At 47.6% G+C, this 23,733-nt stretch carries 19 protein-coding genes; 9 read left to right on the top strand and 10 right to left on the bottom strand.

All coding sequences use genetic code 11. From position 1 onward, the window contains the following. Window positions 1-96: 96 nt before the first annotated feature. Both TK45_RS10915 and udk read right to left on the bottom strand, forming a co-directional pair. Entirely contained in the window at window positions 97-1,305 is a 1,209-nt protein-coding gene (locus TK45_RS10915; protein ID WP_131258690.1) for a NupC/NupG family nucleoside CNT transporter, read from the bottom strand. A 9-nt stretch (window positions 1,306-1,314) separates the two neighbouring features. Beyond that, the gene (gene udk / locus TK45_RS10920) at window positions 1,315-1,944 is read right to left on the bottom strand and encodes a uridine kinase (RefSeq protein ID WP_131258691.1); all 630 of its coding nucleotides are present in this window, start codon (window positions 1,942-1,944) and stop codon (window positions 1,315-1,317) included. A gap of 298 nt (window positions 1,945-2,242) precedes the next feature. On the opposite strand from udk, the gene TK45_RS10925 reads away from it, so the two are divergent. Both TK45_RS10925 and TK45_RS10930 read left to right on the top strand, forming a co-directional pair. Then, window positions 2,243-5,443 (top strand): TonB-dependent receptor, encoded by a 3,201-nt coding sequence (locus TK45_RS10925; protein ID WP_131258692.1) that lies wholly within the window; start codon window positions 2,243-2,245, stop codon window positions 5,441-5,443. Window positions 5,444-5,547: 104 nt separating this feature from the next. Further along, window positions 5,548-6,678, top strand: coding sequence for an endonuclease/exonuclease/phosphatase family protein (locus TK45_RS10930; protein WP_254426591.1), 1,131 nt, complete (start codon window positions 5,548-5,550; stop codon window positions 6,676-6,678). On the opposite strand, the gene argR is transcribed toward TK45_RS10930, so the two are convergent. Next, window positions 6,675-7,139, bottom strand: a complete 465-nt coding sequence (argR, locus tag TK45_RS10935; protein WP_131258694.1) for a transcriptional regulator ArgR — start codon at window positions 7,137-7,139, stop codon at window positions 6,675-6,677. The two genes, TK45_RS10930 and argR, sit on opposite strands and share 4 nt — an antisense overlap. A gap of 205 nt (window positions 7,140-7,344) precedes the next feature. Here argR and mdh point away from each other — a divergent pair, with 205 nt between their 5' ends. Continuing rightward, window positions 7,345-8,280: a malate dehydrogenase gene (mdh, locus tag TK45_RS10940; protein WP_131258695.1), complete on the top strand. Its 936-nt coding sequence runs from the start codon at window positions 7,345-7,347 to the stop codon at window positions 8,278-8,280. Between the two features lie 65 nt (window positions 8,281-8,345). On the opposite strand, the gene ispB is transcribed toward mdh, so the two are convergent. Then, window positions 8,346-9,317, bottom strand: a complete 972-nt coding sequence (gene ispB / locus TK45_RS10945; protein ID WP_131258696.1) for an octaprenyl diphosphate synthase — start codon at window positions 9,315-9,317, stop codon at window positions 8,346-8,348. A 201-nt stretch (window positions 9,318-9,518) separates the two neighbouring features. Here ispB and rplU point away from each other — a divergent pair, with 201 nt between their 5' ends. From rplU to TK45_RS10975, 6 genes are all read left to right on the top strand, one after another. Beyond that, window positions 9,519-9,830, top strand: a complete 312-nt coding sequence (rplU, locus tag TK45_RS10950) for a 50S ribosomal protein L21 (protein WP_131258697.1) — start codon at window positions 9,519-9,521, stop codon at window positions 9,828-9,830. Between the two features lie 17 nt (window positions 9,831-9,847). Next, window positions 9,848-10,105 carry a 50S ribosomal protein L27 gene (rpmA, locus tag TK45_RS10955; protein WP_131258698.1) on the top strand — a complete coding sequence of 86 codons (258 nt, stop codon included), beginning with the start codon at window positions 9,848-9,850 and terminating at the stop codon, window positions 10,103-10,105. A 141-nt stretch (window positions 10,106-10,246) separates the two neighbouring features. After that, window positions 10,247-11,413 carry an Obg family GTPase CgtA gene (gene cgtA / locus TK45_RS10960; protein WP_131258699.1) on the top strand — a complete coding sequence of 389 codons (1,167 nt, stop codon included), beginning with the start codon at window positions 10,247-10,249 and terminating at the stop codon, window positions 11,411-11,413. A 14-nt stretch (window positions 11,414-11,427) separates the two neighbouring features. Beyond that, on the top strand, window positions 11,428-11,922 hold the full coding sequence (gene folA, locus TK45_RS10965) for a type 3 dihydrofolate reductase (RefSeq protein ID WP_131258700.1): 495 nt from the start codon (window positions 11,428-11,430) through the stop codon (window positions 11,920-11,922). 162 nt (window positions 11,923-12,084) lie between these two features. Next, window positions 12,085-15,252 carry a TonB-dependent receptor domain-containing protein gene (locus TK45_RS10970; protein ID WP_131258701.1) on the top strand — a complete coding sequence of 1,056 codons (3,168 nt, stop codon included), beginning with the start codon at window positions 12,085-12,087 and terminating at the stop codon, window positions 15,250-15,252. A gap of 76 nt (window positions 15,253-15,328) precedes the next feature. Further along, window positions 15,329-17,242 (top strand): S9 family peptidase, encoded by a 1,914-nt coding sequence (locus TK45_RS10975; protein WP_131258702.1) that lies wholly within the window; start codon window positions 15,329-15,331, stop codon window positions 17,240-17,242. 51 nt (window positions 17,243-17,293) lie between these two features. Here the strand turns inward: TK45_RS10975 and TK45_RS10980 are convergent, their stop codons facing one another. From TK45_RS10980 to surA, 6 genes are all read right to left on the bottom strand, one after another. Further along, window positions 17,294-19,315 carry a methyl-accepting chemotaxis protein gene (locus TK45_RS10980; RefSeq protein WP_131258703.1) on the bottom strand — a complete coding sequence of 674 codons (2,022 nt, stop codon included), beginning with the start codon at window positions 19,313-19,315 and terminating at the stop codon, window positions 17,294-17,296. 173 nt (window positions 19,316-19,488) lie between these two features. Further along, the gene (locus TK45_RS10985) at window positions 19,489-20,295 is read right to left on the bottom strand and encodes a symmetrical bis(5'-nucleosyl)-tetraphosphatase (protein ID WP_131258704.1); all 807 of its coding nucleotides are present in this window, start codon (window positions 20,293-20,295) and stop codon (window positions 19,489-19,491) included. Then, window positions 20,295-20,657, bottom strand: coding sequence for a Co2+/Mg2+ efflux protein ApaG (gene apaG / locus TK45_RS10990; RefSeq protein ID WP_131258705.1), 363 nt, complete (start codon window positions 20,655-20,657; stop codon window positions 20,295-20,297). Before apaG ends, TK45_RS10985 begins: the two co-directional genes overlap by 1 nt. Beyond that, window positions 20,654-21,469, bottom strand: a complete 816-nt coding sequence (gene rsmA, locus TK45_RS10995) for a 16S rRNA (adenine(1518)-N(6)/adenine(1519)-N(6))-dimethyltransferase RsmA (protein WP_131258706.1) — start codon at window positions 21,467-21,469, stop codon at window positions 20,654-20,656. Before rsmA ends, apaG begins: the two co-directional genes overlap by 4 nt. Continuing rightward, on the bottom strand, window positions 21,466-22,443 hold the full coding sequence (pdxA, locus tag TK45_RS11000; protein ID WP_131258707.1) for a 4-hydroxythreonine-4-phosphate dehydrogenase PdxA: 978 nt from the start codon (window positions 22,441-22,443) through the stop codon (window positions 21,466-21,468). The genes rsmA and pdxA overlap by 4 nt, the downstream gene beginning before the upstream one ends. Window positions 22,444-22,446: 3 nt before the next feature. Beyond that, complete coding sequence (surA, locus tag TK45_RS11005) at window positions 22,447-23,730, bottom strand: peptidylprolyl isomerase SurA (RefSeq protein ID WP_131258708.1); 1,284 nt, start codon at window positions 23,728-23,730, stop codon at window positions 22,447-22,449. Window positions 23,731-23,733 lie beyond the last annotated feature (3 nt).

Genomic DNA, 23,733 nt, shown 5'->3' on the forward strand with positions numbered 1-23,733 from the left:
AATGTGTCCTAAATATATCTGGTGTAACAATACACGTCGTATTAAGTCTACCGAAAAGCTGCGTGGGCAAATTTGTCCACGATCAGCTTTTTAGTTTTAAATTGATAAAAACAATCCGGCCAGTGCCGCGCTCATCAGGTTTGCCAGTGTTGCAGCTAAAACTGCACGCAGACCAAGTTGAGCAATCTCTGAGCGTCGGTTTGGTGCCAACGCACCAATGCCGCCCATCAGTATGGCAATGGATGAGAAGTTAGCAAAACCACACAAAGCGAAAGTAATAATGGCCTGAGTGGATGCAGATAACTGTGATTGGGCGTCAACAAAGCTCAAATACGCCACGAATTCGTTGACCACCAGTTTCTGACCAATAAAGCTGCCGGCGATATTGGCTTCTTCCCATGGTACGCCCAGTGCCCAAGCCAGTGGTTGAAACACATAACCCAGAATCAGTTCGAACGTCAGGTCCGGCATACCAAACCATGCGCCTACCCCGCCGATGATGCCGTTTAATAAGGCGATCAATGCCACGAAGGCCAACAACATAGCGCCTACGTTCAGGGCAAGTTGCATCCCCGATGCCGCACCGCTTGCAGCAGCTTCAAAAATGTTCGCGTATTTGTCTTCACTGCCCTGCAGTTCGCTAACTTCGTTTTTAGCCTGTTCGGTTTCCGGCATAATGATTTTTGCCATCAACAGGCCAGCGGGTGCCGCCATAAAGCTTGCTGCCAGCAGGTATTTCAGTTCAACACCCATACCGGCATAGCCTGCCATTACGGAGCCAGCGATGGACGCCAGACCGCCGACCATAACCGCGAATAATTCTGAGCGGGTCATGTGTGGAATAAAAGGTTTGACGACCAGCGGTGCCTCAGTCTGACCAACAAATATATTTGCCGCCGCCGACATAGATTCCGGGCGACTGGTGCGTAATACCAATTGCAGGAAACCACCGATAAGACGAATGATCCAGGACATGATGCCCAGGTGATATAGCACGGTGATTAACGCCGAGAAAAATACAATCACGGGTAACACGTTAAATGCGAACATAAAGCCGATGGATTTGTCACCGACCGGGCCGAACATAAATTCGATACCCTTATTGCTGTAGCTAATGATGTTAGCTACGAACCCGGTTAACGAATCCAGTACGCGGGCACCTGCAGGAACATAAAGTACAAATGCGCCTACACAGGCCTGAATAGCAAACGCACCGCCAACGGTGCGCCAGTTAATGTTTTTGCGGTTTGCGGACAGCAGGTAAGCTAAAGCCAGAATAACGGCTATACCGATAATGCTTGTCATGCGTTTTCCTTATTGTTGTTTTAACGCTTGGTGGATGTGCGCTTTAATCACATCCAGTGCAGGGCGATTTTTACCGCCTTGCGTCACCACAATATTAGCTTTGTGGCGGCAGGGTTGGATGAACTGGTGATACATGGGTTTGACTGTTTTTTTGTATTGTTCAGCCACTGACTCAATGGTGCGACCACGGCTAATGATGTCACGCTGAATTCGACGCAGCAGACAAATGTCTAACTCGGTATCCATAAATACCGTTAAATCGAATAGCGGTAACAACTGTTCGCTGGCCAACAACATAATGCCTTCCACGATAATCACCGGTTTGCCACTAATGCGCGTGGTCTCACTCAGGCGAGTATGAGTTTTGTAACAGTAATTCGGGTACTCAATCGCATTGCCTTTTTTAAGCTCATGCAGATGCTTGGCTAACAGGCTGTGCTCAAACGCATCAGGGTGGTCGTAATTGGTTTTTTCACGCTCATCCATCGGCATATTTGATTGGTCGCGGTAATAGTGATCCTCACACAGTACCAACACGTCAGCGCCTGATTCCTTCAGCTCTTGTTGCAACGTTGCAGTGAAAAGTGATTTGCCGGAACCGGATGCGCCGGAGATGGCGATAATATGCGAATGACTCATATACCTGACTACATAAAAAAACCGGCGCTAAGGGTATCAGCGAAGGCCAAAAAAGTCAGTTATTAAATGCGAAAATTTGCGCCCAAACGCCTATATGTAATTGAAATGTAACGGCGTTGTAAAGAGTTTATCTGTCACTTTTTAAACAAAGGGTTTTGGTTTGACATAAAAATGTAATAAAATTCGGGGAAAATTTACCCTATGTAAGTTTTGTAGCATTTAGTAACGTTGCCTTTTAATAAGAGCACGCATTTGCAAAACCGAAGAATAATTCTACTCAAACTAGGAAACACAAAACATGATACACAAGGCTAAGTTAACTCGCGTAGCCGCCGCTGTCGCATTGTCAGTAGGCCTGGCTTCAAGCGCAGTAGCTCAGGAAACTTCTTCCAGCATTACAGGTTCAATCGTTGGCCCTCAAGGCAACGCTGCCGCTGGTACAGTTTTAACTATTCGTCACGTACCTTCTGGTACGGTAAAAGTTGTCGTTGTTAACGACGCAGGTCAGTTCAGCGCTAAAGGTTTGCGCGTTGGCGGTCCTTACACTATCGAAGTTGACTCTGATAAGTTTGAAGACAAGACCATTACTGATGTGTTCCTGACTTTGGGTGAAGCTCTGCCTCTTAACCTGACTCTGGATCCAGAAGCGAATGTAGAGCGTATTGCTGTAACAGCATCACAAATCAGCAATGTTGATTTCGGTAACACCAGCCCGGGTTCTACTTTTAGCCTTGAAGATCTGGAAACTGCGCCATCTTCTGATCGCGATATCAAAGATCTGGTTCGTATCGACCCGCGTGTCAGCATTTCTGAAGACAATGGTGACGAGTCTATTATCTGTGCTGGTAGCCACCCGCGTTTCTCTAGTTTAACTGTTGATGGCGTTCGCATGAACGATAGCTTCGGTCTGAACTACAATGGCTACCCAACTACTCGTATGCCATTTTCTTTCGATGCTATCGACCAGGTGGCTATCGAGGTAGCACCTTTTGACGTTCAGTATGGTGGTTTCACTGGCTGTAATATCAACGCTGTAACTAAGTCTGGTACCAACGAAATTCACGGCGGTGTTTTCTACGATTACACCAACGATAGCCTGGCTGGTGATAAGATCGAAGGCAATAAGATCGCACGCGGTGATTACTCAATTAAGCGTTATGGTTTTAATGTAGGCTTCCCAATTCTGAAAGATACCCTGTTCGGTTTCGTTTCTTACGAGAAATTAGACGGCGTTCAGGTATTTACCTATGACGCACTGGAAAACGGTCGAGTATCAATTGACGAAGTTAACCGTGCAATTCAAATCGCGCGTGACGTATACGGCTACGATGCAGGCGGAATGCCAACTTCTGCACCAGTTGAAGACGAAAAATTACTGGTTAAATTTGACTGGAACATCAACGACCGTCACCGTGCATCGGTTGTTTACAACTACAACGATGGTTACCTGATTGATCAGTCTGATGAGAGCAGCAGCACACTGACTCTGTCAAACCACTTCTACAAGAAAGGGGCAACTTTAGACTCACTGGTTGCGTCTTTGTACTCTGACTGGACTGATAATTTCTCAACTGAAGTTCGCGTTGGTCATATCAAATTGGATAACCTGCAACGTTCTGTTGATGCAGACAGCGGCTTCGGTGAAGTACAAATCAGCTCACTTGCTAACGGTGGTTCAATTTTCTTAGGTCCGGATGACTCTCGTCAATCTAACGATCTTGACTGGGAAAACACCACGTTCAAGGTTGCAGGTACTTATTACCTGGATGACCATACAATCACTGCTGGTTTTGAAACTGAAAAACTGGACATCTATAACCTGTTTATGCAGCACACGATCGGTGAATACCGTTTCGGTGGTGACTCTCGCCATAACGTAAATGGTGTGTCTGGTCTGGACGACTTCGAGAATGGTTGGGTAGATGATATCTACTACAACAACTCAGCCGGTACTAATAACCCAATCGATGCAGCTGCTAACTTCTCTTATTCAACTTACTCTGCCTATGTGCAGGATGAGTGGATGATGGATGACTTCACTTTCATGTTGGGTCTGCGTTATGACTGGATCAGCAGTTCTGACAAGCCTAACTACAACTCTCTGTTCGAAGAGCGTTATGGTTTTGCTAACACTGCGACGTTTGACGGTAAAAACCTGCTGCAACCGCGTTTCGGTTTCAACTGGGCGATGGCTGACAACATGGAATTGCGTGGTGGTATCGGCCTGTACTCAGGTGGTAACCCTAACGTGTGGCTGTCAAACAGCTTCTCTAATGATGGTGTAACCAACATCGATACTTATCGTGCAAACGTAAGCAATTTGTTCGACCGTGATCTGGTTGACTCATCTCTGGGTTATATCTACTCACCTTTACAAGAGATGTATGACCAAGTTACCACTGGTGATGCCCCTCTGGGTCAAGAGCCATCTACGAATGCTATCGATCCAGATTTCGAAATCCCTGCAGAGTGGAAATATAACATTGGTTTCACTTTAGAAACTGAAGACAGCTATGTGTTCTCAGCAGACGTGTTGTATACCAAGAAAGTAAACTCAGCTTACATCCGTAACTTGGCAATTTACGATACAGGTGCCGACGCGGTTGATGGTCGTACTATTTACGACAACATCATTCTGGGTTACGACGAATCAAATGGCCGTGCAATCACTCGTAACAGCCGTTACAGTGACCTACTGCTGACCAATGCACCAGATGATGGTTCTGCAACTACTATCTCTTTGGCTGTTAAGAAAGAGTTCGACTTTGGTCTGGACGCACAGTTTGGTTATGCTTATAACCGTGCAAAAGAATTCAGCCCAATGACCAGCTCAGTGGCGTATTCAAACTTCACTAACTTCTCAGTAGTGGATCAGAATAACCCTGGTGTGACGACTTCTAACTATGAAATCCCACACAACTTTACTCTGAATCTGCGTTACTCAACTGAGCTGTTTGACGGTTACAAAACTCGTTTCTCTCTGTTTGGTTCACGCAAATCAGGTCGTAACTACTCATACACGTTCAACAGTTTTGAACCAGGTACTGACCTGAACGATTTCCGCTCACTGATGTATGTACCTTCACACGATCAGTACGGTGTTGATGTGTTCTTCAGCACTCCTGAAGTTCAAGCACAGTTTGACGAGTTCGTTCAAGAAGCCGGTCTGGAAAAATATCGTGGTCAAATCGTTCCTCGTAACTCAGCGTCTTCTAGCTGGAATACGCGTTTCGACCTGCGAATCGACCAAGATATTCCAGGTTTCATGGATGGTCACAAAGGTAATGCTTACCTGATCATCAAGAACCTGGGTAACTTCCTGAATGACGATTGGGGTATCTACAACAAAGGTCCATTCAATAATGACTCTGTTGTTCGCGCATCTTTGAACGACGACGGTACTTATTATATTGACCGTGTTTATTCTCGTGCAGAAGAAACTCCATACACTAACGGTTCTCTTTGGGAAATTCGTGTAGGTGTTAAATACAAGTTCTAATTTGACTTGTATCTGAACATAAAAAGCCAGCTCTTGTAGCTGGCTTTTTTTATGCCAGATTGGTTACTGTTGCTGGAATAATAAAACAGATGTTAAGTGAGTTGATGTTGAGCAATCGAACACACAGCATGGTGCGAGTGGCCTGCTTTAATGCCAGCCTAGAAGCCGGCAGATTGGCGGGGAAAAAATCACAATTAAATGGTGATGAGCTGAGCATGGCATTAGCGACACCGGAGCATCCGCTGCTAAAAAACACTGCGGCGATCATTCAGGCCGTGCGGCCGGATATCCTGTTAATTAATGAATTTGATTTTGCTGCGGACTACCACAGGCGTATTGCTGACTTTCAGCGCCATTATTTATCGGTACCACAATGTAACAAGCCGCCGATTGAATACCCATTTTCTTTCACCGCGCCGGTTAATACCGGGTTGGCGACCGGTTTTAACGTGGCTGCGGATAAAAATAGCCGGTTGGCGAATACATATGGCCACGGTGCGTTCGCCGGGCACTACGGCATGTTGCTGCTGAGCCGGTTTCCGGTTATTGATGGACAAGTACGCACGTTCCAAAAGTTTTTGTGGCGGGACATGCCGGGTAATCTGTTACAAAGTGTACGTTTGCCGGACGGCAGCGCATTTTACTCTGATGACGCACAGCAACGGCTGCGTTTAAGTTCGAAATCTCACTGGGATATTCCACTGGATATCAACGGCGAGACATTACATGTGTTAGCCAGCCACCCAACGCCACCGGTATTTGATGGGACAGAGCGACGTAATCGTGCCAGGAACCATGATGAAATCCGTTTTTGGCTGGATTACCTCGATCCCGGCTCTCCCCATTATCATTATGACGATTGCGGTCAAGCCGGCGGATTTGACGGAAAGCGTTTTGTGCTTCTTGGTGATTTAAATAGCTCACCGGATGAAGGAGACAGCGATAAACATGCGATTACACGGTTACTGGCCCATTCGGCGATAAACAGTGAGTTGTTACCTGTGAGTGACGGCGGCCTGCAGCATTCGCCAAATAATCCCTATGCGAAGTCACATACGGCAATCTGGCGTATGCGTGCCGATTATGTATTGCCTTCCAAATGCGGCATCAGACCGTATCAAGCCGGGTTATTTTGGCCGTCAGCAGGGCAGGTTGATTGTGAATTGTTTGCTGACGAGCAAGCGGTGTCAGATCACCGCCTGGTATGGATCGACTTAGAACTAACTCGTTCTTAGACGTTATCGAACAGGGCTTCTACCCGGCGCATTGTGACGTCAATTTGCTGCACATCTGCCGGGGCAATAAAGATGGTATCGTCTCCCGCTATCGTGCCCAATACGCCATCGGATGGATTCAGGGAGTCCAGCAGGCGTGCGATCAGTTGAGCCGCACCGGGGCTGGTGCGAATAATGATCATCACATTGTTATGTACTATATCCAGCACCAACTGCTTCAATGGGCTCTTGGCAGTGGGCATTCCCAATTCGGGTGGTAAGCAATAGACCATTTCGCCTTTAACGTTACGGGTACGCACGGCGCCATACTTACTTAATAAACGCGACACTTTGGATTGGCTGATGTTATCAAAGCCCTGTTCTTTTAACGCATCGACGATTTCCCCTTGGGATCCAAGGTTTTCGCCTTTCAGCAGATCTTTGAAAGCTTTGATCAAATTGTCTTGTTTATTGCCGGACATGAAATTACTCAGTTAAAAAAGCGCGCGCATTTTGCAACAGGATGAATTTTTAGGCAATTATTCTAAGAATTTATGCATAAAAAGTGAATGGTTTGCTGTAAATATATCTGCAACTTTAGTCTGTAAGCTGTTGTATTTATTCTATCATTGCACTAGTGTTGCAACCCGCAAAAATGTCGCGATTCACCATTAATAGGAGAATGAAATGAAAGTAGCGGTCCTTGGTGCTGCAGGTGGGATAGGTCAGGCGCTGTCTCTTCTTTTAAAAACTCAGTTACCGGCAGGTTCTGCGCTTGCTTTGTACGACGTTGCACCGGTTGTGCCGGGCGTTGCCGTCGATTTAAGCCACATTCCTACGGATGTAAAAGTGTCAGGTCACGGTAAAGACGATCTGGCGGATGCGTTACAGGGCGCAAATATCGTATTAATCCCTGCTGGTGTACCGCGTAAACCAGGTATGGATCGTTCTGATCTGTTCAACATCAACGCGGGCATCGTGAAAAATCTGATTGAAGCTATCGCAGACAACTGTCCTGATGCGTGCATCGGTATCATCACGAACCCGGTGAATACTACGGTTGCGATTGCAGCAGAGACGCTCAAAGCGAAAGGCGTTTACAACAAGAACAAACTGTTCGGTGTGACAACTCTGGACGTAATCCGTGCCGAGACATTTGTTGCTGAAGCGAAAGGTCTGAATGTTGCCAGCGTACACGTACCCGTCATTGGTGGTCACTCAGGTACCACGATTCTGCCTCTGCTGTCTCAGGTTGAGGGTGTGGAATTCTCTGATGAAGAAGTTGCCAGCTTAACTCACCGTATCCAAAACGCAGGTACCGAAGTGGTTGAAGCCAAAGCGGGTGGCGGTTCTGCGACCTTGTCTATGGGCCAGGCGGCGGCACGTTTCTGCTTGTCTCTGGTGGCGGCAATGCGTGGTGACAACGTAGTGGAATACACTTACGTACAGGTTGATAGTGACGATGCAGTGTTCTTTGCGCATCCGGTACGTTTAGGTGCCAATGGCGTGGAAGAGATCCTGCCATACGGTAAACTGAGCGCTTACGAGCAAAAAGCGAAAGAAGACATGCTGGGCGGTTTACGTGGCGACATCCAAATGGGTGTGGACTTCGTTAACGGCTAATTCAGCAGTCACGGAAACAAAAAAACCAGTCGAATCGACTGGTTTTTTTATATCTACGAATTGTCTTAATTGCTGCGATTGATTGACAAATGCGCCAATCCAATCAGTGCCTGTTTGTAGTCGGAATCCGGAATGACAGCGAGGGCATTGATCGCCTGTTCAGCGGCTTTCTCTGCTTGTTGACGGGTATAGTCCAGAGAGCCGGTTTGTTGCATGGCGGCGAGGATCTCATCCAGATGCTCCATGCCATCGCCGTTTTTAATCGCAGAGTGGATCAGGGCTTTTTGCTCTTCGCTGCCATGCCACATGGCATAAAGCAGTGGTAAGGTCGGCTTACCTTCCGCTAAGTCATCACCGACATTTTTACCCATATCATCGGCCTCAGAGGTGTAGTCCATCACATCATCAATGAGCTGGAATGCGGTGCCCAGATATTTACCATAGTCCTGCATGGCTAATTCGACAGTCTCTGGCTGTTCGGTCAACACCGCTGCCAATTGTGTCGCCGCTTCAAACAGGCGGGCGGTTTTGCTGTAGATGACCTGCATGTAGCGGGCTTCGGTGGTGTCAGGGTCGTTACAGTTCATTAACTGCAGAACTTCGCCTTCCGCAATAACATTGGTGGCGTTGGATAAGATATCCATTACACGCATTGAATTAAGCGACACCATCATCTGAAAAGAGCGGGTATAAAGGAAGTCACCCACCAGTACACTGGCCTGGTTGCCGAACAAGGCATTGGCGGTTTCACGCCCGCGACGTAGGGTGGACTCGTCCACCACATCGTCATGTAATAGGGTAGCGGTATGAATAAATTCAATGATCGCAGCGAGAGTGTGGTGTTGATTACTCTGAATATTCAAGGCTCTGGCTGCCAGCACGGCGAGCAGCGGGCGCAATCTTTTTCCACCGCTGTTAACGATGTAAAATCCCAGTTGATTTATCAGGGCGACGTCAGAACTCAATTGATGTTGAATCAACTGATTCACCGAGGTCATGTCTGCGTCGCTGAGTTGTTTTATTTGTGCTAGCTGCATTGTATTGATTGGTAACCTGTTTTCCCGCGGGGATTTTTACAAATTTCGACCGACTATACCAGTGACATACGAAAGCTGTGTGGTTGTACGAAATAAATGCAAATTTAGTCTTGCGGCAAAAAAGCCTTTCACGTAGAATTCGCGCCCTGTTTTAAGAATCTTATAACGCCTCAATTGGGCGTTTCATGAGCGGAGTTATATATGTACGCGGTTTTCCAAAGTGGTGGTAAACAACACCGTGTGACTGAAGGTCAAACCGTTCGTTTGGAGAAGCTGGAAGTTGCACCTGGCGAAGCTATCGAGTTCGATAACGTACTGATGGTTAGCAATGGTGATGACGTTAAAATCGGCGCTCCATACGTAGCTGGTGGTAAAATTAAAGCTGAAGTGGTAACGCACGGTCGTGGTGACAAAGTCACTATCGTTAAATTCCGTCGCCGTAAGCACCACCGTAAGCAAGCGGGACATCGTCAGTGGTTCACAGAAGTGAAAATCACTGGTATTAGCGCATAATTTAGGAGCAACGACACATGGCACACAAAAAGGCTGGTGGTAGTACTAAGAACGGTCGTGATTCCGAAAGCAAACGCTTAGGTGTTAAGCGTTTCGGTGGCGAATCAGTTTTAGCCGGTAACATCATTGTTCGTCAGCGCGGCACTAAGTTCCACGCTGGAGACAACGTTGGTCTGGGTCGTGACCACACTTTGTTTGCTTTGTCTGACGGCAAAGTAAAATTCGAAGTTAAAGGTCCTCAGAACCGTAAATTCGTGAGCATCGTAGCTGAATAAGCTCGTCTCCAACGAAATTACAAAAGGCCCCGCAACTGCGGGGCTTTTTTTTAGAATTCAAACTCGCGCTTACACAAAACTGTCTCTAAGGTACAATGTAGGTGCAAGTTCAATATCAGTGTTTATATCAGGTAATTCGCAATGAAATTTGTTGATGAAGCGGAAATCCGTGTTGAGGCGGGTGACGGTGGTAACGGGACCGTTAGTTTCCGTCGCGAGAAATATGTGCCAAAAGGTGGTCCCGATGGTGGTGACGGCGGTGATGGCGGTAGCGTTTACCTGGTGGCTGATGAAAACCTCAACACCCTGATCGATTTCCGTTTCGAGCGCTTCCATCGCGCCGAACGTGGTCAAAATGGTCAAAGCTCAGACTGTACCGGTAAAGGCGGCGCAGACTTAGAGCTCAAAGTACCAGTTGGAACCCGTGCGACAGACGTCGACACCCATGAAATTCTGGGTGACTTAACCCGTCATGGTCAGCGTTTACTCGTTGCCAAAGGTGGCTTCCATGGCTTAGGTAATGCACGGTTTAAAACCAGTACTAACCGTGCCCCACGCCAAAAAACAAACGGTACACCGGGCGATATCCGTAACCTGAAATTAGAGTTGATGCTGTTAGCCGACGTTGGGTTGTTGGGTATGCCAAATGCCGGTAAGTCGACCTTTATTCGCAGCGTGTCGGCGGCCAAACCGAAAGTGGCCGATTATCCGTTCACTACACTCGTACCTAACTTAGGTGTGGTGCGATTGGATCAGCAGCGCAGTTTTGTTATTGCGGATATACCGGGGCTGATTGAAGGTGCTGCTGAAGGTGCAGGGCTGGGTATCCGTTTCCTTAAGCATCTGGAACGTTGTCGTATCCTGTTGCACATGATTGATTTACTCCCGATGGATCAATCAGATCCAGCTGAGAATGCGCGTAAAATTGTGCAGGAACTGGAAAAATACAGTCCGAAGCTGGCTGGTAAGCCGCGCTGGCTGGTATTCAATAAAGTTGACCTGTTGCTGCCAGAAGAGGCGGACGAAGTCTGTCAGCGTATTTTGCAAGAGTTAGAGTGGGACGGTCCGTATTTCCAGATATCCGGTTATCAGCAGCACAACACCCAGCACTTGTGTGAAGAAATCATGAACTACATTTCTTCATTGCCGGTTGAACAGGAAGAAGAGCAGAAGCCTGAAGTGTCATTTAAATGGGGTAATTACCATGATGAGGCACTGGATATGGTTGATGACTTCGAAGACGAAGACGATGACGACGATGATTTTGATGACGACGATTACGACGTCGAAGTGATTTATCAGCGCTAACACAAGGACGTAGTATGCGAATTTCCATGATTGCCGCCATGGCGCACAATCGGGTTATCGGCAAAGATAATCAGATGCCATGGCATTTACCGGCGGATTTAAAGCACTTTAAAGCCGTGACACTAGGTAAACCTGTCATCATGGGACGCAAGACCTACGAGTCGATTGGCAAGGCGCTGCCAGGGCGCCTGAATATCGTCATCACCCGAGATAGTACTTATAAGCTTGACGAGGCCGTTGTAGTTAACAATCCTGAAGAGGCGTTAACCGCAGCAGGTGATTGTGAAGAAGTAATGGTGATCGGTGGTGGGAATATTTATCAAACTTTCCTGCCCCGATGCGACCGCTTGTATCTCACCTTTATTGACGCAAATATCGACGGTGACACCCAATTCCCGAATTATCAACAGCATTACCAATGGACTTTGGTCAATTCTGAGCAATATGTTGCTGACGATAAAAATTGTTACAATTTGACTTTTGCTACATACTCCAAGCTAACTTACTGATTTTAAAGAATTTAATTTTTATATTCTTTTTTTGAATAATCTAATTCTGCAAAGCTATTGTAAAGAGAGTGTCATCCTCATATGGTGGGAAGATGCGGCTAATATTCACTCAAAAAAAGTCGCATTCATTACCTAACAACAATTCCCCCAGGGAGACACACAATGCTAGACAAGAGCAAAATCGCTAAAGCGGTTCAATACTCACTCCTATGCGGATCGATCGCTGTATCATCTGCAGCTTGGTCTCAGGAAGCTCAGGATGCGCTTGATGAAGACGAAGTGAAAGAAGACGTAGAAAAAGTCGTCGTTACAGGTTCACGTTTACGTAAACAGGAATTCTCCAGTGCGTCACCAATTCAAATTATCGATGGTGATTTATCGCGTGAATTAGGCTTGTTCGATGCAGGTGAAATGCTGCAACAATCCAGTCAGAGTGCTGGTACTCAGATCGACAATACTTTTAATGGCTTTGTATTAGACAATGGTCCAGGAGCCCAAACCATTGGTTATCGCGGTCTGGGAGCAGAGCGTACTCTGGTTCTGATCAACGGTCGCCGGATTGCACCCGCTGGTGTAGGTGGTGCCCCTGTCGCTGCTGACCTTGCTTTGATTCCAGGCGTAATGATTCAGCGCGTTGAGAGCCTGTTAGATGGTGCCTCGACTGTTTACGGCTCAGATGCGGTAGCCGGTGTTGCTAACGTTATTCTGAAGAAAGACGTAGAAGGTTTTGAAGTAGAAGCGTCCTTCTCGAATCCGATGTCTGGCGGTGGCGATCGTAAAGTACTCTCTATGATGTACGGTACTTCCAGCGATAATGGCTTTATCAGCGCTGGTCTGGAATACAACGAAGTTGATGCTATGTCATTCGCCCAGAGCGAATTCTTCAGCGACTGTGAAGGTTTCTACTACGAGTCAAACATTCCGGGTGAAATCCTGAGTGGTAACCGTGGATTGGGCCCATTAAAGTCTAACTTCACGAACTGCGATATTTTCCCGTTGACTAACCGAATCAGTATCCCATGGTTTGGTAGCGTATATTACACCCCGGGTTCTTCTAACATTGGCGTGCCAAATTACAGTGAGTCTTCTATCCCAACTTCATTGATTGGTTTGTTGCCTAGCTGGGTGGCTGGAGACAGTAACGGTGATGGCATCGATGATATGGGCTTCATCGATGGCGATGGTGACGGATATCTGGATTTTGATTTCCAAGATCCGTTCTACAACTATCAGCGTTCAGCCTATTACAACAGTGGAGACTTCGTTCGTCAGAACCGCCGTATCAGTGCCATCGTCAATGGTGAATACGACTTGGGTGGCGAGAGCAACACCAAACTGTTCTTTGAAGGCTTGTACGCAACTCGTAACTCAGATGGCTTCAGTCCTGGTGGTCAGTTCTTCCCATTTGTGCCAGCGTCGAACCCATATAACCCATGTGGTACAGATGCCATTAACGCGGTTGACTGTCGTGCAGGAATTGGATTCCCTTACGGTCCTCAAGGCGTAACACCGATTGTTAATATCCGTGGTGACCGCGATTACGAAACTGTAGACGTATCTCAATATCGTGCAGTTGCGGGTCTGACCGGCGACGTACGTTTCATGGACGACGTTGGTGCGGGTAACTGGATTTATGAAGCATACGTTTCTTTAAGTGGCTCTAAAGGTGAAAACTCAACGTGGGGTATCCATGAAGACCGTTTAGCCGAATCATTGGCCGCTGTTCGTCTGGATGATGGCACTATCAGCTGTGGTGAAGGCTGCGTTCCTGTGAATTTGTTTGCTTCGAATATCTTCCAGGAAGGCGGTGGTAGCTTCACTGCAGAAGAGGCGGCATTCCTGTTCGCAGAGCGTTACATGGAAACCAAAATCACCCAACGTCTGGCCAGTGCATACATTGCAGGTGACCTGATGCAATTACCATGGAACGATGAAGTTGTTCCTGCGGTATTTGGTGTTGAGTTCCGTCGAGACGAAATCATTTCCAATCCAAATGACGTCACATCACAGGGTCTGTTAATGCACTTCTTTGCTGACCAGGGTGCTGACGGTAGCCGTACTCTGCGTGAGTTTTTCACAGAGATGGAATTCCCATTGCTGAAAGGTCATGAACTCGCTGAAGAACTGACTGTTTCTGCATCTGGTCGTTGGACAGATGAGAGCTACTATGCCCCAGCAACGACATACAACGTGAAAGCTATTTACCGTCCTAACGAATGGTTAACTTTCCGTGGAACACAGGGCTCCTCATATCGTGCACCAAACCTTCGTGAACGTTTCTTAAACGGTACAACTGGGTTTAACAACGTATTTGACCCGTGTGTAGTACCTGAAGGTGCTCGCGCTCCATCAGATCCGAGCGATGTAGATTCAGCACAAATCTATGTTGCTAGCGAAGATACTCGTCTGCAACGTGTATTGGATTCCTGTACTGCTAATGGTGTAGACCCAACGACACTTGGTTTGGGTGATCCAACCAACCGTTTCGCTTCAAGTGTTAACGTTGAAATCAGTACTGGTGGTTCACTGACTCTGACCGAAGAGCGCTCTAAAGCGAAAACGTATGGTGTTATCTTCGAACAGCCATTCACCGATGAATTCGAATTGACCTTGTCGATGACGCGTTTCAGCATCGAAGTATCTGACAGCATCAGCGAGCCAAGCAATCAGTTCATCGTTAACCAGTGTTTCAACAACCCTGAAGTTCCGGATGGTTCCAGTGGTTTCTGTAGCCGTATCACCCGTGGTGATGATGGCTCAATTGAACTGCTTGATGCGTCTTTCATCAACGTGGGTTTGATTACGTCTAAAGGTGTGGATTACAACATCTACTATAAGCAAGACTTTGTAGTAGGTGACAATAATCTGGGTGTAACGTTTGATATGACGGCGACCAACCTGAAAGAACAGTACTTCCAAATTCTGGACACTGAAGATGACAATGCGGGTGAACCTGCTTATCCAGACTGGCGTGCGGATGCTCGTTTGTCGTTGGAATACAGCGATTTCCGTTTAACATGGCGTACCCAGTTCATCGGTGGCGGTGAAGCTGATAATCCGGGTGAATTCGACCCAGATGGTACTCCGTGTGACGGTCTGGCACAGTCTTGCCGTCCGGTTTACTGGACTGAAGACTACTTCCGTCACGACGTGGCACTGAGCTACAACTTCGACAACATGTTTGTTGCTGTTGGTGTACGTAACGTGTTCAACGATGCGCCAAATAAAGTTGATGGTGGTGGTGTGTTCTCAGTGCGTAACTTCCCTCTGGGTGTAGGTTACGATGTCTTTGGCCGCACTGCGTATATGAACTTCGGTGCGAAGTTCTAATTGACCAATTAGGTTAGTAATCAGGGGCTCTTCTGTAATTCAGGAGAGCCCTTTTTACTTTACATTTGGAGGTAAAATGAAAAAGCAACTTATGGTGTCATTGTTCTCCCTGTCGGTAGTTATTTCTGGCGAACTCGTAGCGCAAGACGCCCCCACGCCGATGCCGGAAGTTGAAGCCTTTGCTGTGCTGCCTGCGATGACTCAGGCAAGCGTATCGCCCGATGGCAAAAAATTATTGATCCGCCGTGCGACAAGCAAGAACGGTGATTACATATTAGAAGTGCACGATACCGCAAATTTAAAGGCGGAACCGATTCGCTTTGGCGCTTCTCGCATGGAAATGATGAATGGTGCCTGGCTGAATAACGACAAGATTTACGTCAGCTTTCGCCAGAATATTCAAGATGGCAACAGTAACTATTGGGTTAACAAAGGCGCAATCGTTAATGCAAATGGCAAAGGAGATTGGTTAGTCCCTTTTCCCAGAGACAACGCAGCCTATTTCTCAATTACCAGTCAGTTGCCCAACGACCCTGACCATATCCTGTTGACCTACGACGTGAACAATAACTGGATACCTGATGTAGTAAAATTCAACATTAACAATGGTCGTACCCAGACAGTTATGCGTGGCAATGACAAAGTCAGTAGCGGCTTTGTGGTGGACTGGGATGGTGAAGTTCGTGCGGGTGCAGGATATGACGCTGCGACAAACTCTATCCGCACCTATGCTCGTCTCAAGGGTGATGATGAATGGCGATTGGTGAATGTTAATACACCGGAAGATCGATCAAATTTCTCTTTTGCTGGTTTTTCCCGCGAGAATCCTGATGAGATATATGTAAACGCGAATCGAGGTGAAGATACAACTGGCATATATCTTTACAACATCCGTACCGGTGAATATTCCGAGCGTTTATTCGGGCTTGCCGGTGTCGATGCTGGCAGTGTTATTACGAGTTCAAAACAAGGTGAAGCTGGTCGATTATTAGGTTTTAGCTACACGGCAAAATGGCCTACGTTGTATTTCACTGATGCAGAAGCTGAAGCGTTGCAGAAAGCGGTAGAAGGTTTATTTGACGGCGAGTACGTGCGATTGATGAGTCGTTCTCAAGACGATAATCAAATCGTGATTTATACCGAGTCGGACAAAAATCCGGGAAAATATTATCTGCTGTCCGATAAAAAGAATCTCGCTTTCCTTGGTGAAAAATCTCCCCTGTTAAAGCCCGAACAATTGGGTAGCGTAAAGTACGTCAAATACACGGCGCGTGATGGTCGGAAGGTTCCCGCTTATGTCACCATGCCAGCGGTTGGCAAAAAGCCATATCCAACGGTGGTATTGCCGCATGGTGGACCTTGGGCCCGTGACGTAGTTATATATGACGAATGGTCACAATTGCTTGCAAGTCACGGTTATCTGGTGATTCAGCCGCAATATCGTGGTTCCGAAGGTTTCGGCATGGATCATTGGAAAGCGGGCGATAAAAAATGGGGCTTCGAGATGCAGGATGACCTGGATGATGCAGCCTTGTATCTGGTGGAGAAAGGCCTTGCAGACAAACAGCGTCTGATGATGTTCGGCTGGAGCTATGGCGGTTATGCTGCGTTTGCTGGATCAATGCGTGAGAATAATTTGTATACCTGTACCGTTGCTGGCGCTGGGGTGAGTGATTTAGACCGGATTGGTGCCAGTATTAACGGCAGTCGCTTCGGACGAATCCTGCAGGGACCGACAGTGAAAGGCGTTTCGCCGATTGAGCATGTAGATAAAGTTAATGTCCCGATATTGGTGGTGCATGGTGATATCGATCAACGTGTTCCTGTTGAGCACAGTCGTTTGTTCGTAGACAAGTTGAAAGAATTGAACAAAGACTATAAGTATCTGGAGCTCAAAGGTGCTGACCACTTCTCAAATACCTTGTATTACGAGCACAAAACTGAGTTTTACAATGCATTACTGGATTGGTTAGATAACAAATGTCAGTAGTTTGAACAGACAAAAAAGGGCGCCTTAGGCGCCCTTTTTAATTGGTTATCATCATACTCTAAACTGCTGAATAGAGGCTTGTAACTCCTCTGCCAGTTTGGCCACTTCCTGGCTGCTATCTGCTGTTTGCTCAGCGCCTGTAGCAGTTTCTTCTGCAATGGAGACAATATTCTCCAGTCGCTCACTAATCTCTTGCGATACACGATGTTGCTCTTGGGCCGATTGCTCAATCTGGGCACTGACATCGTAAGCGTGATGTACAGCGTCTGTAATCGAGTTCAGTGCGAGTGTGGCATTTTCTGTTTGGGTTACGCACACTTCGGCCTGACGTTGTCCCTGTTGCATTACAGAAACGGCTTTTTCGGCGCCAACCTGCAGCATTTCAATCATGGATTGAATTTCCTGCGTGCTTTGTTGGGTGCGGCTGGCAAGGGTGCGTACTTCATCTGCTACCACAGCAAAACCTCGGCCTTGTTCGCCAGCCCTGGCAGCCTCAATCGCGGCGTTTAACGCCAGCAGGTTAGTTTGATCGGCAACGCCGCGGATAACATCCAGAATGCCACCGATGCTGGCACTGTCCTGATGTAATTTATTGATGACCTGCGCCGCCGCTTCTACTTCTTTGGCCAGGCTTAGGATGGTGTCTTTATTTTCGATTGAGATGGATTTGACCCGCTCAGCTTCGGCGTCTGCCTGTTTAATTTGCTGCAGCGTATCGATGGCATTGCGCGAGACAATCTCTGACGTGCTGTTCATCTCAGTCGTAGCCGTAGCGACCTGAGCAACCTGAGATTTTTGTTCCTGAATTGATACTGTCGTTTGTGCGGTTACTGCCGAGGTCTGTTCAGAGGCAGCAGCCAACTGTGCGGCGCGGCTACTGATACCGGCAATCAGGTTTTTCAGACTATCGATCAGGTTGTTACAGTTGCGTGCCAGATCACCAAATTCATCCTGTTTTGAGTCATCCAGCTTGCGGGTCAGATCGCCGGCGGCAACCACGTTGAGCAGCTCGTTGACATTATTCAACGGCACAATAATGGCTCGCACTACGCGCCAGCCAATTAGCATGGCTGCAACGACAGCGATTACCATTACGATCAAGGTGATGGTTAAACCTTTGGATACTGAACTGTCGACACTGCCGGCAATTTGCTTGGCAAGGGTGTCCGATTGCTGCAGTAATAAATTCAGTTTTTCTGTCGCATCAGCAATATTTTGCTCTGATCTCACCAGAGCTTGTTGCGCGTCGGCTTGTTGCTTTAAGCGCAGTTTTTGTAACGCAATCAATCCTGTTGCGCCGCTAATATCCTGCTCGATGACTTTTAGTTTTTCATCCACATCAGCGAGCATTCCTGTAGGGTCGTTACCCGCCTGGCTGAGCATTTGTGCAAACCCTTCGGTAGCGCGGGTTAAGGTCAATCCGACTTCGTTACCCAGGGTTTCTGCACGGGTCGGGGTCGTAGTTTTGGCAAACTCATTTGAGACCGACACCAACGCCATCAATGCAGATTCAATATCAGAGCCGATCGAGGCAGCTTTGGTCAATTTAGCGCTATCGGCAACTTCATCGGCATCTGAAAAATCCAATAACAGGGTTGAAGTGTCATCGGCATTTTCTTCCAGAGAGTCCAGTTTATCGCGAATTTTCTTGGCACCGCTCAATACGTTCTCACGCAGGGAGAACATCTGCTTGACGTTGTTTTGGTACTGACCGTAGCTATCTTCTATGCCTGCAACGTTCTGCAACATTTGTGGCTGATTGCGCAGCACGGTTTTTAATTGGCTTAGGCTACTTTCAAAGGTTTGTTGCACATTGGCAAAACGATTCAGGTGCTTATTTAATTCTGCTGATTCTTGCTCATAGTAGCCTTCAATGGTCAGCTTACTCATGGTTTGAAAGCTGGTTTTCAGATTCCCAGAATTATCCATAGTCGGAATGGCTATGGTATTGGCACGCTCATTATCCGAGGAAATGGAGTTAAAATTGATTAAGGCGGAAATTCCAACCAGAAAGAGAGCAAGGATGATAACTGCGAAGCCGCCAATTACCCGAGTTGCGACAGTCAATTTCATGTTTAATCCGTCCTGTAAGTGCTAAGGGCAACAATAGAGTTATTATCCGGTTCTATTTATGTCGTAGCGCGCAAGGCTACGTAAACTCTATCGTTGAGGTTCAGGTTGAACCGTCTCGTCCTTGTATCGGTCACGCTTTAGGATACTTTATACCAAACTTGATGGATAAGAAATCAGGCTTTCACGCTCATGTATTTCATTCTGCCTAATTTTATCATAGTCAGTTTGCCGCCCCATACACAGCCTGTATCTAATCCCACATATTGTCTGTGATGGGTTTGGGTCTGCAGCGCTGCCCAATGTCCGAATAAAACGGTTTGGTGTTTTTTTAGCTGCTGGCCAGGGTGACGAAACCAGGGTACCAACGGGGCTGGAGCCTTTTCCGCTTGTGACGTCCATTTAAAGTCCAGTTCACCGTTTGGGTAAACGAAGCGCATACGGGTCATAGCGTTGATAATAAAGCGAGCGCGCTCTATGCCGCTGAGGTCCTCGTGCCAGGAAGCTGGCCCCGGGTCATACATGCCAGATAAAAGGGAATGGTAGTTATCGCTTTGTAGCCAGTCAGACACTTCCTCACCAAGCGCAAGTGCCTGTTTAATCGACCAGCCGGGATACAGGCCTGCGTGCGTCAATAAAGTGCTTTTAACCGGTTTGAGCGCCAAAGGCTGCTGTCGCAACCACTGCACATATTCGCTGAGATAGGGGCTATCCAGAAGCTGGTCAAAGTGATCACTTTTTTTAGCGGGACGCACGCCAGCAGTAACGGCGAGAAAGTGTAAGTCGTGATTACCCAGTACGGTCTGAAAGCTATGGCCCAGTGAGATCAGATAATCCAAGGTTTTTAGTGGCTGGGTACCTCGACCAATCAGATCACCACACGCCCAGAGCTGGTCTTTTTTCGGGTTGAAATCAGCCTTTGCCAACAATCGTCGTAGTGGCTTGTAGCATCCCTGAATATCACCGACGACGTATACAGCCATTAATTCAGAAACTTCTCCGCGCGCAGGCTAAACACATTAATCGGCGCTTCGAAAGCCTTACCCTGTGGGTCCTGCATTTCATAAAAGCCCTGCATACTGCCGACCGGAGTATCTAAAATTGCGCCACTGTTGTATTCGTAGCTTTCGCCTGGCTGAATCAGTGGTTGGTTGCCGACGACACCCGGGCCGCGCACTTCTGTTTGTTTGCCGTTTCCATCAGTGATTAGCCAATAGCGATTCAATAATTGCATAGGCTGATCAAAATGATTGGTGATAGTTACAAAATATACAAAGGCAAACTTACCTTCGCCAGCCACCGGGTGCTCCGGCAGATGTTTTGATACCACCGCCACATCAATCATGCTTGTTCACCTATCGGCCCATGTTCAGCAACATAATTCGCAATCGAAATAAATTGTGTCAGGCTCAGATTTTCTGCCCGCTCGGTTGGGTTTATCTCCAGCTTTTGCAATCCAGCTTCATCAATATAATTGGCCAAACTGTTACGTAAGGTTTTACGACGCTGACCGAATGCTGCGCTGCACACGGCGTTTAACAGGGATACGTCTTTCGCTAACAATTGGTCCGCAGGCTTCGGGATGAGTCTGACTACCGCAGAGTCAACCTTGGGGGCCGGTTTAAACGCACCGGGCGGGACCTGCAATACCGGCATCACTTTACAAAAATATTGAGCCATCACAGATAAGCGTCCATAGGCTTTACTGCCAGGACCCGCGGCCAGACGATCCACGACTTCTTTTTGCAACATGAAATGCATATCGCTGACCGTATCGTGGAACGAGAACAAGTGAAACATCAGTGGTGTGGAGATGTTGTACGGCAGGTTACCGAATATACGCAATGTCCCTTTTTCCTGCAAAGAGGCGAAGTCAAACTTCATCGCATCGGTTTCGATGACAGTCAGTTTATTTTGCAAGAATGGATGGCTGCGCAGGCGTTCAGCCAGATCCCGGTCTAATTCGACCACAGTTAACTGATCAACTTGCTCACACACAGGCTCAGTCAGTGCGCCCAAGCCCGGACCGATTTCAATCAGATTTTCACCATTTTTCGGATTAATCGCCGAAACGATCTGATCGATAACATAGGGATCGTGTAAAAAGTTCTGACCAAAGCGCTTTCGCGCCGTGTGACCTAGATGGGTTTTACTCATTGACGTTTTTTCACTAATTCAATTGCTTGTTCAATCGCACAAAGCAGGCTGCCGGGATCAGCAGTACCACTGCCGGCAATATCCAGCGCGGTGCCGTGGTCGACTGACGTACGGATAAATGGTAGCCCCAGCGTTATATTCACTGAACGACCAAAACCTTTGTATTTTAATACAGGTAAGCCCTGATCATGATACATCGCCAGTACAACATCCGCATTTTGCAGATATTTAGGCTGAAACAGGCTGTCTGCTGGCAATGGACCAGTTAAAAGTAAGCCTTCGGAGCGCAGTTGTTCCAGAGTAGGAATAATGACATCCAGTTCTTCACGCCCCAGATGGCCGTCCTCTCCGGCATGAGGGTTAAGCCCACACACCAGAATATGAGGCTGTTCGATACCAAATTTACTGCGCATATCCTGATGTACAATGCGCAGAATACTGGTTAACCGCTCCGGTGTAATGGCTCTGGAAACGTAGGCAAGGGGTATATGGGTAGTGGCAAGGGTAACCCGCAGACCCTCTGTGGCCAGCATCATTACCACCTGAGCGGTATTGGACTCAGTGGCAAAAAATTCAGTGTGCCCACTAAAGGAAATGCCGCCTTTGTTAATGATGCCTTTGTGCACAGGCCCGGTAACAACAGCCTGATATTCATCTCGCATATTAGCGTTGCAGGCCTGGCGGAGTGTTTCCACCACATAAGTACCGTTTGCCGCGTCTAACTGGCCAGCGGTGACGCTGGCGGCAGCCGGAATATGCTGAACAAATAGCTCCCCTTGCTTGGCTAAACGGTTGCCGACCTGCTCTATATCGGTCAGGCTAACATTAAGGCCGAGCACCTGAGCACGTTCGGCGAGCATGTTACGGTCTGCAAACATCACAAGCTGCACCGGCCAGGTTTGCCCGGCCAGCTGCAAGCAAAGGTCCGGGCCGATGCCAGCTGGCTCGCCCGGGGTTACCGCGATTCTTATCACAGATTACTCGCTAACGATTTCGACATAGGCTTCGTCACGCATTTCACGCAACCAGGCATCGCTTTCTTCAGCAAATTTACGCTTGAATAACATCTCGTAAGCCTGATCCTGTTTCAGTTTTTCACTGCCATCCTGCATGCGGCGGTCAAGCAGTTGGATCAAGTGCCAGCCAAATTGACTGCGAACCGGTTGAGAGTATTCGCCTTTGTCCAACGTGGCTAAAGCTTTGGAGAACTCAGGTACAAAGACTTTCGGTTCGGTCCAACCCAGATCGCCACCTTTTAATGCTGAGCCGGTATCTTCGGAATGTTCTTTGGCCAGCGTGGCAAAGTCTGCTTCACCGGCAATGAGTTTGGCGCGGAAGTCCAGCAGCATATCCTGGGCTTTTTTGTCGCTTAAGATTACAGACGGTTTAATCAGAATATGGCGCGCATTTACCTGCTCGACGTCAACGGTTTGTTGCCCACGCAGGTCGAGAATTTTCAGAATGTGGAAACCTGCACCGCTGCGAATAGGACCAATCAAATCACCGGCTTTCTTGCCCTGCACAGCTTCGGCAAACAGAGTCGGCATTTCATTGATATTCATCCAGCCCATGTCACCGCCATCCAGCGCTTTAGAGCCCGCAGAGGAAGCAACGGCAATTTTTGCAAAATCGGAACCGTTGTTCAGTAATTCAATAACTTTACCTGCACGTTCACGTTCTGCTTCAATTTCCTCAGTACTTGGCTGTGACGGCAACCCAATCAGAATGTGACCTAAATGATACTCAACCTGACTATCACCCTGTTCACTGATAAGTTTTACCAGCCCTTCGACTTCTTGTGGCGTGATGTATATCCGTCGACGCACGTTCGCCCGTCGTACTTCACCGGTGATCATCTGGGTGCGAATTTCTTCGCGATACTCATCATAGCTAATGCCCTGACTCGCCAGTGCCTCAACTAACTGTTCCAGAGAAATACCTTGTTCTTGCGCCAGTCCGCTTATGGTTTGATCTAACTGTGGATCGCTGACCTGAATGCCCATGCGCTCAGCCATTTGCATTTGCAGACTATTCAGAATCAGGCGTTCGATGGCCTGGGTGCGCAGCACGGTGTCAGATGGCAGTTGCTGATTCTGTTGCTCAGCGTTGCGTTTAACATCGTCGACCAAAGCCTGAATCTGGCTTTCCAGTACAACACCCTGATTAACGATAACGGCGATTTTGTCCAGTTCCACCGGTTTGGCCAGTGAGAGGAAAGTTGTCGCCGCCATGGCAAGTGTAAGTAATATTTTTGTTTTCATAAT

Source organism: Bowmanella sp. JS7-9, from assembly GCF_004329715.1.
Classification (GTDB): Bacteria; Pseudomonadota; Gammaproteobacteria; order Enterobacterales; family Alteromonadaceae; genus Pseudobowmanella; species Pseudobowmanella zhangzhouensis.